This is a genomic window from Xanthomonas translucens pv. cerealis (assembly GCF_006838285.1).
GTDB classification, from domain to species: Bacteria; Pseudomonadota; Gammaproteobacteria; order Xanthomonadales; family Xanthomonadaceae; genus Xanthomonas_A; species Xanthomonas_A cerealis.
Genome location: NZ_CP038228.1, coordinates 3,458,350 through 3,473,795 on the forward strand (window position 1 = coordinate 3,458,350; position 15,446 = coordinate 3,473,795).

General features: G+C 70.0%; 14 protein-coding genes. 7 read left to right on the forward strand and 7 right to left on the reverse strand.

What is annotated here, in order from left to right; genetic code table 11:
* Positions 1 to 118: 118 nt before the first annotated feature.
* Both purD and yccS read left to right on the forward strand, forming a co-directional pair.
* Complete coding sequence (purD, locus tag E4A48_RS15345; protein ID WP_039008147.1) at positions 119 to 1,408, forward strand: phosphoribosylamine--glycine ligase; 1,290 nt, start codon at positions 119 to 121, stop codon at positions 1,406 to 1,408.
* 595 nt (positions 1,409 to 2,003) lie between these two features.
* Positions 2,004 to 4,226 (forward strand): YccS family putative transporter, encoded by a 2,223-nt coding sequence (gene yccS, locus E4A48_RS15355; RefSeq protein ID WP_142742718.1) that lies wholly within the window; start codon positions 2,004 to 2,006, stop codon positions 4,224 to 4,226.
* Here yccS and E4A48_RS15360 read toward each other — a convergent pair.
* Positions 4,171 to 5,382 carry an MFS transporter gene (locus E4A48_RS15360; protein WP_142742719.1) on the reverse strand — a complete coding sequence of 404 codons (1,212 nt, stop codon included), beginning with the start codon at positions 5,380 to 5,382 and terminating at the stop codon, positions 4,171 to 4,173. The two genes, yccS and E4A48_RS15360, sit on opposite strands and share 56 nt — an antisense overlap.
* 103 nt (positions 5,383 to 5,485) lie before the next feature.
* On the opposite strand from E4A48_RS15360, the gene E4A48_RS15365 reads away from it, so the two are divergent.
* Both E4A48_RS15365 and E4A48_RS15370 read left to right on the forward strand, forming a co-directional pair.
* The gene (locus E4A48_RS15365; protein ID WP_039009353.1) at positions 5,486 to 6,373 is read left to right on the forward strand and encodes a LysR family transcriptional regulator; all 888 of its coding nucleotides are present in this window, start codon (positions 5,486 to 5,488) and stop codon (positions 6,371 to 6,373) included.
* A gap of 239 nt (positions 6,374 to 6,612) precedes the next feature.
* Positions 6,613 to 8,541 (forward strand): MFS transporter, encoded by a 1,929-nt coding sequence (locus E4A48_RS15370; protein ID WP_039008149.1) that lies wholly within the window; start codon positions 6,613 to 6,615, stop codon positions 8,539 to 8,541.
* 56 nt (positions 8,542 to 8,597) lie between these two features.
* Here the strand turns inward: E4A48_RS15370 and xopQ are convergent, their stop codons facing one another.
* Positions 8,598 to 10,001 carry a type III secretion system effector XopQ gene (gene xopQ / locus E4A48_RS15375; protein WP_230812716.1) on the reverse strand — a complete coding sequence of 468 codons (1,404 nt, stop codon included), beginning with the start codon at positions 9,999 to 10,001 and terminating at the stop codon, positions 8,598 to 8,600.
* A 282-nt stretch (positions 10,002 to 10,283) separates the two neighbouring features.
* Between xopQ and E4A48_RS15380 the strand changes: the two genes are divergently transcribed.
* Both E4A48_RS15380 and E4A48_RS15385 read left to right on the forward strand, forming a co-directional pair.
* Positions 10,284 to 10,625, forward strand: coding sequence for a CD225/dispanin family protein (locus E4A48_RS15380; protein ID WP_039008150.1), 342 nt, complete (start codon positions 10,284 to 10,286; stop codon positions 10,623 to 10,625).
* A 5-nt stretch (positions 10,626 to 10,630) separates the two neighbouring features.
* Positions 10,631 to 11,038, forward strand: a complete 408-nt coding sequence (locus E4A48_RS15385) for a DUF2752 domain-containing protein (protein ID WP_039008151.1) — start codon at positions 10,631 to 10,633, stop codon at positions 11,036 to 11,038.
* Positions 11,039 to 11,044: 6 nt separating this feature from the next.
* Here E4A48_RS15385 and E4A48_RS15390 read toward each other — a convergent pair whose 3' ends face one another.
* From E4A48_RS15390 to E4A48_RS15410, 5 genes are all read right to left on the reverse strand, one after another.
* Positions 11,045 to 11,941 carry a hypothetical protein gene (locus tag E4A48_RS15390; RefSeq protein WP_142742720.1) on the reverse strand — a complete coding sequence of 299 codons (897 nt, stop codon included), beginning with the start codon at positions 11,939 to 11,941 and terminating at the stop codon, positions 11,045 to 11,047.
* 62 nt (positions 11,942 to 12,003) lie between these two features.
* A complete protein-coding gene (nudC, locus tag E4A48_RS15395) occupies positions 12,004 to 12,939 on the reverse strand; it encodes an NAD(+) diphosphatase (protein ID WP_142742721.1) in 936 nt (311 codons plus the stop codon).
* 48 nt (positions 12,940 to 12,987) lie between these two features.
* Positions 12,988 to 13,374, reverse strand: a complete 387-nt coding sequence (gene erpA / locus E4A48_RS15400) for an iron-sulfur cluster insertion protein ErpA (protein WP_003470970.1) — start codon at positions 13,372 to 13,374, stop codon at positions 12,988 to 12,990.
* A gap of 31 nt (positions 13,375 to 13,405) precedes the next feature.
* A complete protein-coding gene (locus E4A48_RS15405; protein ID WP_039008154.1) occupies positions 13,406 to 13,861 on the reverse strand; it encodes a bactofilin family protein in 456 nt (151 codons plus the stop codon).
* 7 nt (positions 13,862 to 13,868) lie between these two features.
* Complete coding sequence (locus tag E4A48_RS15410) at positions 13,869 to 14,603, reverse strand: DUF6776 family protein (protein WP_142742722.1); 735 nt, start codon at positions 14,601 to 14,603, stop codon at positions 13,869 to 13,871.
* 210 nt (positions 14,604 to 14,813) lie between these two features.
* Between E4A48_RS15410 and E4A48_RS15415 the strand changes: the two genes are divergently transcribed.
* On the forward strand, positions 14,814 to 15,446 hold the full coding sequence (locus E4A48_RS15415; protein ID WP_058196699.1) for a DUF4126 domain-containing protein: 633 nt from the start codon (positions 14,814 to 14,816) through the stop codon (positions 15,444 to 15,446).

Consider the following 15,446-nt stretch of genomic DNA (forward strand, 5'->3'; position numbering starts at 1 on the left):
AGTCGCAAAAGCGGATTCCCTGACCGCTCCCTGCCACCGGCCCTAGCCACGCGCCCGCTGCTGCCTTGCCGTCGCTTTTCCCATTTCCTATTCCCCACTTCCCATTCCCGGCACTCCAATGAAACTGCTCGTCATCGGCTCCGGCGGCCGCGAACACGCCCTGTCCTGGAAACTCGCCCAATCCCCGCGGGTCAGCGAAGTGCTGGTCGCCCCGGGCAATGCCGGCACCGCCACTGAAGCCAAGTGCCGCAACGTGGCGGTCAAGGTGGACGACCTGGACGGCCTGCTCACACTGGCCCAGGCCGAAGGCGTCGCGCTGACCGTGGTCGGCCCGGAAGTGCCGCTGGTGCTGGGCGTGGTGGACCGTTTCCGCGCCGCCGGCCTGCGCATCTTCGGCCCCAGCGCCAAGGCCGCGCAGCTGGAAGGCAGCAAGGCTTTCGCCAAGGCATTCCTCGCCCGCCACGGCATCCCCACTGCGTTCTATGAAGTACATACTGAGGTGGACGCGGCGCTGGCCTACGTGCGCGACAAAGGCGCGCCGATCGTGGTCAAGGCCGACGGCCTGGCTGCGGGCAAGGGCGTGATCGTGGCGATGACCCTGGACGAGGCCGAGGCCGCGGTGCGCGACATGCTGTCCGGCAATGCCTTTGGCGATGCCGGCGCGCGCGTGGTGATCGAGGAATTCCTCGACGGCGAGGAAGCCAGCTTCATCTCCATGGTCGATGGCGCCACCGCGCTGCCGATGGCCACCAGCCAGGACCACAAGCGCGTCGGCGACGGCGACAGCGGCCCCAACACCGGCGGCATGGGCGCGTATTCGCCAGCGCCGGTGATCACGCCGCAGGTGCACGCGCGGGTGATGCGCGAGGTGGTGGAGCCGACCGTGCAGGGCATGATCGCCGACGGCGTGCCGTTCACCGGTTTCCTGTATGCCGGGCTGATGATCGACGCCAGCGGCGCGCCGAAGGTGATCGAGTTCAATGTGCGCTTCGGCGATCCGGAAACGCAGCCGGTGATGCTGCGCCTGCAATCGGATCTGCTGGAGCTGGTCGAGGCGGCGATCGATGGCCGCCTGCACGCGACCGAAGCGCAGTGGGATCCGCGCCCGTCGCTGGGCGTGGTGCTGGCGGCGGCGCCGTACCCGGAAACGCCGGTCACCGGCGAAGCGATTTCCGGCCTGGACGACGTGCCGGCCAGCGCCAAGGTGTTCCATGCCGGCACCGCGCTGGACGGCCAGGGCCGCGTGCTCAGCGCGGGCGGTCGCGTGCTGTGCGTGGCCGCGCTGGGCGACAGCGTGTCGGACGCGCAGCGCAATGCCTATGCCGGCGTGGCGCAGATCCGGTGGCCCAGCGAATTCCATCGCAGCGACATCGGCTGGCGCGCGATCGCGCGCGAACGCGGCGAATAGGCCGCACGCCGCCCCTGTGTAGGAGCAACTGCCTTGAGCCGCGACGAGCGGAGTGGTGCATTTTCCGAAGCGGCATGCAGTCGGGACTGAAGTCCCTTCCACAAGAGGCCTCGCCGCTCCACGGCGCCGGTGGAGCCCTTGTGGGAGCGACTTCAGTCGCGACGAGCGCAGCGGCGGGCCTTCCGGCTTCGGGAGTTGTCGAGGCTGAAGCCGCGCCTACAGGCGACACCATTGGCATTCGAGGACACTCCATGGCGCTGGATCCCGACCTCCGCGCGCAATTCCGCGCACTGGCCGCACACACCGGCGGCATCGGCACGGCGGCATACACGCAGGACGCGTTCTAGGCCAGCGAATCGCGCTTCAGCGCGCACATCGGGGTCGGCCTGCACACCGAGACCGGCGCAACGCGGCGCTTCACCCTGCATCCGCTGCCGCACCCCTCGCCGTTCAACCAGACCTGGTTCAAACGCTTCCCGGGGCTGCTCGAGGCGCGCCTGCGGCAACTGAAAATCTGAGCGGGACAGCACCGCGGTGCGCCGATCCGCCGCCGGCTGCGATACTGCGCGCGCCAGCCTTGCGTTATCGTGTCGCCGTGCCGAAACCCTCGATCGAAACCCGCCTCAGCCGCCTGTGGGCCCACGAAAAGGCCAGCTACGGCCTGCGCGTGTTCATCGCCCTGGGCGTGGCGATGGGCGTGTGTTGGCAGCAGCAGCACCTGACCGCGCTGCCGGCGATCTTCCTCGGCGCCATCGCCAGCGCCATCGCCGAGACCGACGACAACTGGCTGGGCCGGATCAAGTCGGTACTGCTGTCGCTGCTGTGCTTCGCCGCCGCCGCGGCCGCGGTGGTGCTGCTGTTCCCGTACCCGCTGGCGTTCGTCGCCGGCATGGCGCTGTCCACCTTCGCCCTGACACTGCTAGGCGCGCTCGGCGAACGCTACGCCTCCATCGCCCAGGCCACCGTGGCGCTGGCGATCTACGCGATGATCGGCATCGACCATGGCGGCCGCGCCGGCCACGTCGGCGGCAGCGCCTGGCACGGCATCGCGCTGTTGATGCTCGGCGCGGCCTGGTACGGGCTGCTGTCGATCCTGTGGACCGTGCTGTTCGCCAACCGCCCGGTGCGCGAGCGGCTGTCGCGGCTGTTCTTCGAACTCGGCCGCTACCTGCGGCTCAAGGCCGCGCTGTTCGAACCGGTGCGGCAGAGCGACCTGCATGCGCGGCGGCTGGCGCTGGCCGAGCAGAACGCGCACGTGGTGGCGGCGCTGAACGCGGCCAAGACCGCGATCATGAGCCGCTTCGGCCGCTCCGGCCGGCCCGGCGTGCAGTCCGGCCTGTACTTCCGGCTGTACTACATGGCGCAGGATTTCCACGAGCGCGCCAGCTCCTCGCACTACCCCTACGAAGCGCTGACCGACGCGTTCTTTCACAGCGACGTGCTGTACCGCTGCCAGCGCCTGCTGGCACTGCAGGGCAAGGCCTGCACCGCGCTGGGCGAGGCGATCCGGCTGCGCCATCCGTTCGAATACGGCGAACAGACCCAGCAGGCCACCGCCGACCTGCGCCAGTCGCTGGACTTCCTGCACACGCAGGCCGATCCGCGCCACGCGCGGCTGCTCGGCTCGCTGGAACTGCTGGTCACCAACCTGCAGAGCATCGAGCGGCGGCTGTCCGAGGCCGCGCAATCGAACACTACCAGCGACACCCTCGACACCCGCCTGCGTGACTCCTCGCCGCACACCCTGCGCGAAATGCTGGTGCGCGTCGGCCAGCAGCTCACCCCGGGTTCGGTGCTGTTCCGGCACGGGCTGCGCATGGCGATCGCACTGGTGGTCGGCTACGCCATCATGCAGTCGATCCACGCCAGCAACGGCTACTGGATCCTGCTCACCACCGCCTTCGTGTGCCGGCCCAACTACGGCGCCACCCGGCTGCGCCTGGCGCAGCGCATCGCCGGCACGCTGATCGGCCTGATCGCGACCTGGGCGCTGATGCAGCTGTTCCCCGGCACCGAACTGCAGCTGCTGTTCGCGCTGTTCGGCGCGCTGCTGTTCTTCGTCACCCGCACCGACCGCTACATGCTGGCCACCGCCGCGATCACGGTGATGGCGCTGTTCTGCTTCAACCTGCTCGGCGACGGCTTCGTGCTGATCTGGCCACGCCTGGTCGATACCCTGATCGGCTGCGCGATCGCCGCGGCGGCGGCCTTCCTGATCCTGCCCGACTGGCAGGGCCGGCGCCTCAACCAGGTGATGGCGACGGTGCTGGCCAGCTGCGCGCGCTACCTGGCGCAGGTGCTGGAGCAATACCGCAGCGGCATGCGCGACGACCTGCCGTACCGCATCGCCCGGCGCGACATGCACAACGCCGACGCCGCGCTGTCGGTGGCGCTGTCCAACATGCTGCGCGAACCCGGCCACTACCGCCGCAACCTGGATGCGGGCTTCCGCTTCCTGGCCCTGTCCAACACCTTGCTCGGCTACCTGTCGGCGCTGGGCGCGCACCGCGCCGCGCTGGCCGGCGAGGCCGATCCGGTCATCGACCGTGCCGGCGGTTACCTGCAGGACACCCTGGGCGCGATCGCCGACGCACTGGCGCAACGCCAGGCGCTACCGCCGGCCGACGAAGCGGCCGAGCTGGGCATGGCCGATGCGCTGGAGGATGAGGACAGGATCGACGACGCCAAGCGCCGACTGGTGCGCAACCAGCTCGCGCTGACCCTGCGCCTGCTGCCCAAGCTGCGCGCCGCCGCGCATGCGGTCACCGCTCCGGCAGCGGCGCCAGCGGCGCCGCCGGCGGTGCCGGCCGCACGCTGAGGCCCATCCACAGCAGCGCCGCCACCGCCAGCGCCGTGCCGCCGACCACCACCCCGCGCCAGCCGGCGTAGGCATAGGCGGCGGTGCCGAGGCTGGAACCGATCGCGCCACCGATGAAATAGCAGGTGACGTAGGCCGAGGTGATGCGGTTGCGCGCCTTCGGATCCAGTTGGTAGATCACATGTTGGTTGCCGATGTGCACACCCTGCACCGCCACGTCCAGCAGCAGCACCCCGGCGATCAGCAGCCACAGCGAGTGCGGCGCGGCGGCCAGCAGCAGCCACGACAGCAGCAGCATGGCCAGCCCGCCCCAGCCCACCCAGTGCCCGGCGCCGCGGTCGGACAACTTGCCCGACAGGTTGGCGGCGAACGCGCCGGCGGCGCCGATCAGGCCGAACAACCCAATCGTGGCGGTGCCGTAGCGGTAGTCGGGACCGGACAGCAGAAACGCCAGCGTGGTCCAGAACATGCTGAAGCCGGCGAAGATCAAACCGCCCAGGATCGCCCGCGAACGCAACACCGGCGCGTCGCGCAGCAACGCCAGCACCGAACCGATCAGTTGCGGATAGGACAGCTGCGGATTGCCCGGATGCCGCGGCAGCGCGCACCACAGCAGCACCGCCACCAGCAGGATCAGCGCCGCGGCCACCCAGTACACGGTATGCCAGCCGCCGGCGCCGGCCAGCAGCCCGGACACGGTGCGCGCCAGCAGGATGCCCAGCAGCAGGCCGCTCATCACCGTGCCGACCACCCGCCCGCGCTCGTGCGGCGCGGCCAGGGTGGCGGCGAACGGCACCAGGATCTGCGCAGCCACCGAGCTGAGCCCGGTAACCAGGGTGCCGAGCAGCAGCAGCGCGAAGCTGGTCGAGGCCGCGCTGATCAGCAGGCCCACCGCGCTGAGCGCGTACAGGCCGACGATCAGGCTGCGGCGCTCGAAGCGGTCGCCCAGCGGCACCAGCAACAGCAGGCCGGCGGCGTAGGCCAGCTGCGCGGTGGTGACCACTGCGCCGGCGCTGCGCACGTCGATCGCGAAGGTCTGCGCCAGCACCTCCAGCAACGGCTGCGCGTAGTAGTTGCTGGCCACCGCCAGCCCGGTGGCGGCGGCCATCAGCAGCACCAGGCCGCGCGGCATGGGGGGATGCGGGGACGTGTCCATGGGCGGAATCCAAGGGTGCGGAAGGAATGGCGTCAGTCTGGGCACACGTCACCGATCTTTCCAATGTATTGTTTTCACTAGATCCATCTTGTTTGCAGATGCCATGCTGACCCTGCGCCAATTCGAATTCGCCGTCGCCGTGGCCGAGGAAGGCAGCTTCACCGCCGCCGCGCGGCGCTGCCACACGGTGCAGTCGGCACTGAGCCACCAGATCGCCAAGATCGAGGAGGCACTGGGCGCGCGCCTGTTCGAGCGCGGCGCGCGGCAGGTGCGGCTGACCGCCGCCGGCGAGGTGTTCCTGCACAACGCCCGCGCCACGCTGCGCGCGGCCGAGCGCCTGCACGAGGAGATGGCGCAGGCGCTAGGCACGGTACGCGGGCGCCTGCATATCGGCCAGATCTCCTCGCTCAACACCGTGCAGGTGCCAGCCCTGCTGCGCCGCTTCGGCCAGGCGCACCGCGCGGTGGACGTGCACCTGCGCACCGGCATGAGCGATGCGCTGCTGCTCGACCTGGGCGAAGGCCGGCTGGACGTGGCCCTGGTCGGCGTCGGCCCGCATATCGTCCTGCCCGCGCAGCGCCTGCTGCTGCACGAGGAACCGCTGGCGCTGATCGCCGCGCCCGGCAACCGGTTCGCCGCGCGCGCCGAAGTGTCCCTGCACGAACTGGAGGACGCGCCGATGGCCGGGCTGATCGCCGGTGCCGGCGTGCGCGGCATCATCGACCGCGCCTTCGCCGAGGCCGGCCTGCGCCAGCGGCTGCAGTACGAGGTCACCCACGCCGACCTGCTGCGCCAGCTGGTGGTCGAGGACCTGGGCGTGGCGATCGTGCCGCAGACCATGGCCGCGGCGATGCGCGGCGTGGCGGTGGTCGCGCTGCGCGAGCGCTTCCGCTTCCTGACCTACGCCACCTGGCGCTCGGACCCGACCCCGGCCGCACGCGCACTGATCGCGCTGCTGCGGCAGCAGACAGGCGCGGCCGAAACCGGCTAGCCGCACCACAACCCGTCGCAGCATGCCCGTCCCGCCACCTGCGAATCCCCTGTGGAAGCGACTTCAGTCGCGACGAACGAAGCACGACACCATGCCCTCTCTTTCAGAACGGCAGCACTCGTCCACCCAGCAGACGGCGCTCGTCGGCACCGGCCGCGGCGCGGCCCAGCCACGCCCCACGTTACGCCTCCGCCGCACAACGAACCTGCTAGGCTGCGCGCGTTCGCAAAGGAGCCTGCATGTCCGGCCATCGCCAGTTCGCCCTGCTGCAACAGCGCCGCTTCCTGCCGTTCTTCGTGGTCCAGGGACTGGGCGCGTTCAACGACAACGTCTACCGGCAGGCGATCATCGGCTTGCTGTTCTATCTGGGCGTCACGCCCGAGCAACGCACGCTGTACACCAACCTGGCACCGGCGCTGTTCATCCTGCCGTATTTCCTGTTCTCCGCATTGGCCGGGCAGATCGCCGAGAAACTGGAGAAATCGCGGCTGGTGGTGATCACCACCACGATGGAGATCGCGATCATGTCGCTGGCCGCGGTCGGCTTTCTGACCGAGAACATGGCGGTGCTGCTGGTCGCGCTGTTCTGCACCGGCCTGCAGTCCACCCTGTTCGGCCCGGTGAAATATTCGATCCTGCCCTCGGTGCTGAAACCGGAGGAACTGACCGGCGGCAACGGCCTGGTCGAGATGGGCACCTCGATCTCGATCCTGTGCGGCATGATCCTGGGCGGGCTGATCTTCCAGATCGCCGGTAGCCACGGCCCGGTCGCCGCGGCCACCGCGGTGATCGCGCTGGCGGTCACCGGCAACCTGGTCGCGCGGCGGATCCCGAAGGTCGATGCCGGCGCGCCAGAACTGAAGATCAACTGGAACCCGCTGCCCGAGTCGCTGGCGATCATGCGCCTGACCCAGCGCCAGTTGGCGGTGCGCAACGCGGTGCTCGGCGTGTCCTGGTTCTGGTTCGTCGGCACGGTGCTGACCGCGCAGTTGCCGACCTACGCCGAACTCAATCTCGGCGGCGCGCAGGACCTGTACATCTTCGCCCTGGCGCTGTTCTCGATCGGCACCGGCACCGGCTCGCTGCTGTGCGAAAAGCTGTCCGGGCGCACCGTGGAAATCGGCCTGGTGCCGCTGGGCGCGTTCGGCATCAGCGCGTTCATGCTCGACCTGTATTTCGCCCGCCCCGGCGGCGCGCTGCAGGCCGGGCTGGGCATCGGCCAGTTCGTGCACCAGGCCGGCAGCTGGCGGATCATGCTCGACCTGGTCGGCATCGGCCTGTGCACCGGCCTGTTCGTGGTGCCGCTGTTCGCGCTGATCCAGAGCCGCACGCCCAAGGCGGAGCTGTCGCGGGTCATCGCCGGGCTCAACATCCAGAACTCGATGTTCATCGTCATCGCCGCGATGGTCGGCATCGCGCTGCAGATGCAGCAGCTGACGCTGTTCGGCGTGCGCGTGCCGATGCCCGGGCTGAGCATCCCGCAGGTGTTCCTGGCGCTGGCCATCGCCAACGCGGTGGTGGCGATCTGGATCTTCAGCATCGTCCCCGAATTCCTGATGCGTTTCCTCAGCTGGGTGATGGTACGCGCGCTGTACCGGCTGCGCGTGCACGGCATCGCGCGGCACGTGCCCGACGAGGGCGCGGCGCTGATCGTGTGCAACCACGTCAGCTACATGGACGCGCTGGTGCTGGCCGCGTCGATCCCGCGCCCGGTGCGCTTCGTCATGTACTACCGCATCTTCAACATTCCGGTGATGCGCTGGATCTTCCGCACCGCCAAGGCGATCCCGATCGCCGGCGCGCGCGAGGACCCGGCGCTGATGCAGCGCGCGTTCGACGCCATCGACGCGGCGCTGGCCGAGGGCGAACTGGTGTGCATCTTCCCCGAGGGCGCATTGACCAAGGACGGCGAGATCGCCAAGTTCAAGTCGGGCGTGGAGAAGATCCTCGAGCGCCGCGCGGTGCCGGTGCCGGTGCTGCCGATGGCGCTGCGCAACATGTGGACCAGCATGTGGAGCAAGCGCGACTCGCGGCTGCGGCGCATGCGCGTGCCGCGGCGCTTCCGCGCGCACGTGGAGGTGATCGCCGGCGCGCCGGTGGCGGCCGCCGAGGCCAGCGCCGAACGGCTGGAAGCGCAGGTGCGGCAGTTGCGCGGGGATGCCGCGTGAACCGGCAAATGCCGGCTCCGCGGGCGCGCGAACAGCAGGCCGATGCAAGGCCGCGCTTAACGCGTCCCGTAGCCGATCTCGGTCGCCAGCGCCAGCTTTGACAGGGCCGCCATCAGGGTCCTTGCGGCGTCCGGGCTGGTCACCTCTTCGGCGCCGATCACCTCAACCGGCGGCTTGCCCGAAGCGTGCGCGCCCAGCGGTTTGAACAGCATCTGCGAAGGCCCGTCCAGCGCAGCCAGCAAGGTCAGCGGATCGTACAGATTCAACCGTTCCACCTGGCCCCATATCTGCTCGAACGGCGGCCGTTGCGCATGCCATTGTTCGAAGCCGGCGTCGTCGCCGCGCGCGATGAACGTGTTGTAGAACCAGCGCTCATCCAGTTTGCCGATTTCGCGCTTGCCGATCCTGTCCCACAGGGTATTCAGCGATTCCTTCTGGATGTCGCGCAAGTATCCGCCGACCGGATGCCCCGATGCGGCCAGCGCATCGTAGAAGCGCGGCGACACCGCCGCCTTGTAGGCGGCCTCCTTGCACACCACGCGCAGCGGAATCCCACACTGCTGGGCGAGGCGATAGAAGCTGCGCGCGGCCGCCAGATCGGTATGGTTGTTGTAGGCGCGATCGTCCGGGCATACCAGGCCCTGATCGTCCTTGTCACGCGCGATGCCGCCCATCACCACGACCCGCCCGACTTTCTGCCTGACCAGATCCGGTTCCGCCACCAGCAACGCATTGGCGTCGGTCATGCCGGCGATCGCGATCAAGGTCACCTTGCCGGACGCATCGCGCAGGCTCTGGCGCATGCCGGCAAGACTGTCCTGGCCGACAGCGGCGTGCGCGGCGCACAGCGGCGCGCCGCGCGACAGGAAACTGCCGTGATCGGCCTGGCGCGCGCCGATCTCGTACTCGCGCCCGATGGCGACCCCGACCCCCGGCATGCCCAGCGCGCCGAACACACCCTTGGCCAGCATCGCCCGCTCGGCGCGCACCGCGTGCGGCCCCAGAGTGGTGACGACATGGCCGACGCGGGCCAGGCCCAGCATCTCCAGTTGCTTGGCCATCACGAACGACACCACGTCGTCCGGGTCCTTGTTCGGATCACTGAACAGGATGCAGTCCTGCGCGGCGGCCGGCGTGGACGGCCTCAGCTGGTGCAGCAGGGTCCGCTCCGCGGCGCTGAGCATGCGCTCCTGGCCGCTGGTCCAGAACGCGCCGAACAAGGCCCGCTGCAGCCCCGCCTGCGCGGTATAACGCGGCGGCCGCGACACGCGGCCCGAGCCGAGCCGGCCATGCCGTCCCAACTCGCGCAGGGCGCCATCAGGCGGCGCATGCGGGTGCTGCGGCGGCGCCACGTCGGCCACCTCGTGCAGGGACTCGGCCGCGGCGCCGGACGCGTAGCGGTCTGTCCGGCAATGGGCCGCCACCGCATCGCCCGCGGCATGGGAGGAAGACATTTTCATGGCGGCATGATGACGCCGGCGCCAACGTCGCCGGCTGGCGTAAACGAAGCGGCTTGCAAGCGAGCGAAGTGATCGCGACGCGGCCCTTGCACCCGATCCCGCGCTAGCGGCGCCGGTGCCGACAACCCAGCGTAGGTGCGGCAGCGGCGCGTGGGATGCCGCCCACACTGCCATGTTCGCGCATGGCGCCACACCCAATCCGCCGGCACCCCGACAGTCGTTCTAGGTTCCGCGCAGCTACTCGTCTAGACTGCACATGAACTCAACTTCAAGGACGTCCACATGAGCACCGTCAGCCCCGTCACGCCGCCGCCCGCCCCCACGCCCGGCGCGGTCCCCAACCATCTGGCCTGGGCGATCGTCGCCACGGTGCTCGGTTTCTGCCTGTGCTGCCCGTCGATCATCACCGGCATCGTCGCCATCGTGTTCTCCAGCAAGGTCAACGGGCTGCTCAACCAGGGCGATCTGGACGGCGCGCGCCGCGCCTCCAACAGCGCCAAGACCTGGTGCTGGGTGACCACCGCACTGGCCATCATCGGCCTGCTGATCAACATCGGCATGGTCGCCACCGGCGGCATGCAGAGATACATGGAATACGTGAACCAGATGCAGCACATGAGCTGATCGGCATGCGCGCCTGGCAACAACGGGCGTGCCTCGGCGCCGCCACCGCCCTCGCGGCGGCCGGCGGCGCGCTGCTGTACCGGTTCGACCCCAACGCCGCGGACAATCCATTCGCGCCGTGCCTGTTCCATGCGCTCACCGGCTACTACTGTCCCGGCTGCGGCATGACCCGCGCCCTGCACGCCCTGGTGCACCTGGATCCGCTCGGCGCCTTCGCGATGAATCCCGGCGCGATGCTGTGCCTGGCCCTGCTGCCGGGCCTGATCGCATGGAAGGCGGGCTGGCGCGCGGCGTGGTTCGCGCCGGTGGTCGCGCTGGTATCGCGGCCGAATTTCTGGCTGCTGGCGCTACCTGGCTACTGGATCGCGCGCAACCTGCCGTGGTTCCCATTCACCCTGCTCGCGCCGGGTTAGGGCGCCTCAGCTGACCCAGCCGGCGATCACCAGCAACGCCAGCAGCACCAGCCACAGCAGCAGCACCCGCCAGATCTGGCTCATCGCATCGCGCAATTCCGGCAGCCGCCGCAGCACCGGCACCACCATGCCGGCATCGCTGTAGTCGTGCGCCTCTGCGTCCAGTTCGCCGCGCACGCTGGCGCAGGCCACCGGACCGAGGAAGCCGCTGTCCAGCTGCCAGCGATTGCCGCCGGCCGCGCGCCAGGCGCCGAACACGGTTTCGAAATTGCCGACCAGCGCCAGCGAGAAAGTCATCAGCTGCGCCACCGGCCATTCCATCGCGGCCAGCGCGGTGCGTGCGCCGAGCGCCGTGGTCAACGGCAGCCTTGGCGCATACGGCCCGACCGCAGCCAGCGCCAGCAGGCGATAGCCAAGCGCGCCGAACGGCCCCAGCAACAGAAACCAGAACAGCACCGCGAACCAGCGCCGCAACGCGCTGAGCGCCACCGCCTCGACCAGCCCGGCCGGGTCCTCGCGCAGCGGCCCGCCATCGGCGTGCAGGTGCGCGACCACGACACGCCGCGCGGCGACATCGTCGGCCTCGATCACCGCTTCCACATCGGTATCCAGGTCGCGCGGCCCCCAGCTGAAGGTCAGCACCAGCACCCCGAACAGCAATGCCAGCAGGCCCAGGTGCGGCGCGGCGAGCAGCCACTGCAGCAGGCCGACCAGCAGCAAGGCCGGCAGCAGCGCCAGCGCGATGCCGTAACGGCCGCGCCAGCCGCTGCCTTCGCCGGCATGCGCATCCAGCCACGCCAGCCAGTCGCCAAAGGCATCGAAGCGGCGCAGCGAGGCCACCATGCGGGGCGCGACATGGCCCAGCACCAGGGCGACGATCACAGCGACGAGGGTAGTGAACATGCAGGTCCTCCGGGACCGTTCTGAAGCGTGTGCCACGGCGAGTGCCGGCGTGGCAGTGTGGCCTAGGCGGCGTGATCGCCGCCGCGGTGGTACCAGTCCTCGACCAGCGCGCGCGCGATGGAGATCCGCGGCGGCAGGCGCAGGCCGCGCCCGTCGTCGGCGCTGTCGCCATGCGCCGCCGCGCGTTGCAGGGCGCCGCCGATCTCGTCGCGCTCGAACCAGCGCGCGTCCTCCAGCTCGCCATCCACCTGCGGCGCATCGGGCTCGGCCAACGCGCTGAAACCAAGCATCAGCGCCCCGGGGAACGGCCATGGCTGTGCGCCGTAATAACGGCAGCTGCCGGGCCGGACCCGCACCTGGGTCTCCTCGGCCACTTCGCGCGCCACGGTCTGCTCCAGCGACTCGCCCGGCTCGACGAAGCCGGCGATCACCGAATAGCGCCGCGCCGGCCAGCTCGCCTGGCGCCCCAGCAGCAGCCGCTGGCCGTCGCCGACCGCAACGATCACCGCCGGATCCACGCGCGGATAGTGTTCGCTCGCGCAGTGCGTGCACACGCCGAGGAAGCCGCCGCGGCGAAACCCGATGGCGCCGCCGCAGACGCCGCAGAAGCGGGTGCGCGACTGCCAATACAACATGCCGCGGGCATAGGCGAACAGGCCCGACGCGAACGCCGGCCATTCGGCCGCGGCGCGGCGCAGATCGATGCGTTGCGGCGGGTTGACGTCCACCTCGAGCGCGGCGGCGGCCAGCGCGAACCAGACGACGCCGTCGCGCAGGCCGAGTAAGATCGCCTGTTCGACCACCTCGCCCAGCGCCGCGCCGGTCAGCGCCAGCGGCTGGCCATGCGCATCGGCGTAGGCGTTGCCGTCGGCATCGAGCAGCAACAGGTGCGCCGCGGGCCAGGCGCGGCGCAGCGCATCGGCATCGTTGCGCAGCGCATCGGCGCGGTCGATGACCGCGTCGGCGAAGGCGAAGCTAGCAGGCGTCAGCTCAGGCATGCGCCGCAGGGTGCAGGCAAACCGCGCATCCGGCAAGCCGCAGCGTGTCTACACGCTGAAGCTGCTGCCGCAGCCGCAGGTAGTCTTGGCGTTGGGATTGCGGATCACGAACTGCGCGCCGTGCAGGCCTTCGCTGTAATCCACTTCCGCGCCCATCAGGTACTGCAGGCTCAATGGATCGACCAGCAGGGTGACATCGTCGGTGCGCACCGACAGATCGTCCTCGGCGCGGTTCTCGTCGAACTCGAAGCCGTATTGGAACCCGGAACAGCCGCCGCCCTGGATGTACACGCGCAACGCCAGCGCGTCGTTGCCTTCCTCGCGGATCAGCTCGCGCACCTTGGCCGCGGCGGCCTGGGTGAAGTTCAGCGGCCGCTCCAGCGACTGGTAGTCGGGTGCGGGCGCGGCGCTGGGCAGGGAAACGAGGGTGCTCATGGCAGCAGGATGGGGGCGGCCGGCAGCCGAATCAAGCGTCGGCCGAGCTCAGCGCGCGCTGCGCCGGCGCGTCCGCCGCGTCCTCGTCCAGACGCTCCGGCGGGGCCAGCGCGGCCATGCTGCCGACGTGAATCAGCCGCCCGGTCACCTGCGCACCGGCGTTCATCTCCACCACCTGGTAGTGCACGTTGCCCTGCACCCGCGCCTTCGGCGCCAATTCCACGCGCTCGGCGGCATGGACGTCGCCGGTCAGCTGGCCGTTGATGATCACGATCGGCGCGCGCACCTCGCCCTCGATGCTGCCGTGCTCGGACAGGGTCAGCGTCGCCGGCGCACCGTCCTCGGCCAGCACTTTGCCCAGAATGCGCCCTTCCACGTACAGGCCGCCACTGAACACCAAATCGCCCCGGATCACCACCTGCGCGCCGATCAGGGTATCCACCACGGTCTGGCCGCTGCTGCGGCCGTTCTTGTTGCTCCCGAACATAAGCTGCCTACTCCCCTTTGCCGTTGCCGACCAGTGTCCAATCGAAAGTCTGGGTGACCGGCGCCCCGCCGCCGGACAGCGATACTCGCACCCGCTGCGGGGTGAAGTCCTTGGGCAGGATCACGCTGCCGTCCAATTGCTGAAAATAGCGGAACGAATAGTCCTGCCCGGGCACGCCGCTCTTCTGGTGCAGTTCGTCCCAGCCCACGCTGGTCAGCTTGCCGCTGCGCACGCCTTCCACCGCCAGGCGCATCTGGCCCTGGCTGATCGCGCCGCGGTTGAGGTTCTGGGTCAGCACCACGTTGTAGTGCCAGGTGCCGCCGGCCTCGGACGAGAACTCGGCCGAGTGCACGGTCAGGCCCTTGCGCTGGCTGGTGGCACCGACCAGGCGCTCGTAGAAGGCCACGTCGGCGCGCAGCCCGGCGATCTCCTCGTCGCGCTCGGCCAGCGAACTCTGCACCTCGTTGTTGGCGGCGCGGCTGATCTGGTCCGAGCGCGCCAGCGTGGCCTGGCGCTGGTTGAGCGTGTCGATCTGCCGCTGCTGCGCCTGCAGCTTGCGTTCGGCCTCGCCCAACTGCGTCTTCACCGCGCCCAGCTGCGGCGCGGCCCTGCGGCTGGCCAGCCACCAGGTCCCGCCCAGCGACAGCAGCCACACGATGGCGACCAGCAGCCACAGAGCGCGTCCGCGCGGTGGCGCGGCGCCGTTGGGCACGATCTGGAAACGGGGGACGGGTCGGTTCATCGTCAAAGCCGTGCCACCGAGGCGGCAGCGGCGTCGATCCTCGCGGGGGGGGGGGGGGGCCGGCCGGCTAGTGTAAGCCACGCGTTTGAGCGACGCCGGACAGCGCCGCCGCAGCCGTGCCGCGTCCAGCCGGCACGCGCCTGCGCTGGCCTTCGCTGCACGCTTGACCGATAGTGGCCGCCACCCGCGTATCTGCAGGAGCGCCTCGCCATGACCGACGCCCACCTCTTCGTAATCGGCATCCTGCTGGCCTGGCTGGCCGGCATCCGGGTCTATCTGACCGTATTCGGAATCGGCCTGGCCGGCCTGTGCGGCTGGCTGCAGTTACCGCCGGCACTGCAGGCGACCGAGTCATGGTGGGTGCTCGGCACCTCCGGTGGGCTGGCCCTGGCCGAGTTCTTCGCCGACAAGATTCCCGGCGTGGATTCGGCCTGGGACCTGCTGCAGACCCTGACCCGGATCCCGGCCGGGGCGTTCCTGGCCGCCGCCACGCTGTCCCAGGACGGCCAGCTGGGCGCCGGCGCGCTGGCCACCGGTGCCGGCGTCGCGCTCACCAGCCATGTCTTGAAGGCCGGTTCGCGCGCCTTGCTGAATACCTCGCCGGAACCGGCCAGCAACTGGATCGCCTCGCTGACCGAGGATTCGGTGGTGCTTGCCACGCTGGCGCTGGCCCTGGTGCATCCGTGGCTGGCGCTGGCCGTATCACTCGGGGCGAGCGTGCTGGGTGCGCTGCTGGTGTGGTGGGTGTGGCGCACGCTGTGGCGCGGCGTGCGCCGCCTGCTGGCGCCACCCGTGGACGCCGCCGTCGCCATGCCGAGCCGGGATGGCCCCCTCTCTTCGTGA

Coding starts and splice junctions, on each gene's coding strand:
- purD (WP_039008147.1), top strand. CDS start 119: ATGAAACTGCTCGTCATCGGCTCCGGCGGCCGCGAACACGCCCTGTCC.
- E4A48_RS15360 (WP_142742719.1), bottom strand. CDS start 5,382: ATGGACACGTCCCCGCATCCCCCCATGCCGCGCGGCCTGGTGCTGCTG.
- E4A48_RS15365 (WP_039009353.1), top strand. CDS start 5,486: ATGCTGACCCTGCGCCAATTCGAATTCGCCGTCGCCGTGGCCGAGGAA.
- E4A48_RS15370 (WP_039008149.1), top strand. CDS start 6,613: ATGTCCGGCCATCGCCAGTTCGCCCTGCTGCAACAGCGCCGCTTCCTG.
- xopQ (WP_230812716.1), bottom strand. CDS start 10,001: ATGAAAATGTCTTCCTCCCATGCCGCGGGCGATGCGGTGGCGGCCCAT.
- E4A48_RS15380 (WP_039008150.1), top strand. CDS start 10,284: ATGAGCACCGTCAGCCCCGTCACGCCGCCGCCCGCCCCCACGCCCGGC.
- E4A48_RS15385 (WP_039008151.1), top strand. CDS start 10,631: ATGCGCGCCTGGCAACAACGGGCGTGCCTCGGCGCCGCCACCGCCCTC.
- E4A48_RS15390 (WP_142742720.1), bottom strand. CDS start 11,941: ATGTTCACTACCCTCGTCGCTGTGATCGTCGCCCTGGTGCTGGGCCAT.
- nudC (WP_142742721.1), bottom strand. CDS start 12,939: ATGCCTGAGCTGACGCCTGCTAGCTTCGCCTTCGCCGACGCGGTCATC.
- erpA (WP_003470970.1), bottom strand. CDS start 13,374: ATGAGCACCCTCGTTTCCCTGCCCAGCGCCGCGCCCGCACCCGACTAC.
- E4A48_RS15405 (WP_039008154.1), bottom strand. CDS start 13,861: ATGTTCGGGAGCAACAAGAACGGCCGCAGCAGCGGCCAGACCGTGGTG.
- E4A48_RS15410 (WP_142742722.1), bottom strand. CDS start 14,603: ATGAACCGACCCGTCCCCCGTTTCCAGATCGTGCCCAACGGCGCCGCG.
- E4A48_RS15415 (WP_058196699.1), top strand. CDS start 14,814: ATGACCGACGCCCACCTCTTCGTAATCGGCATCCTGCTGGCCTGGCTG.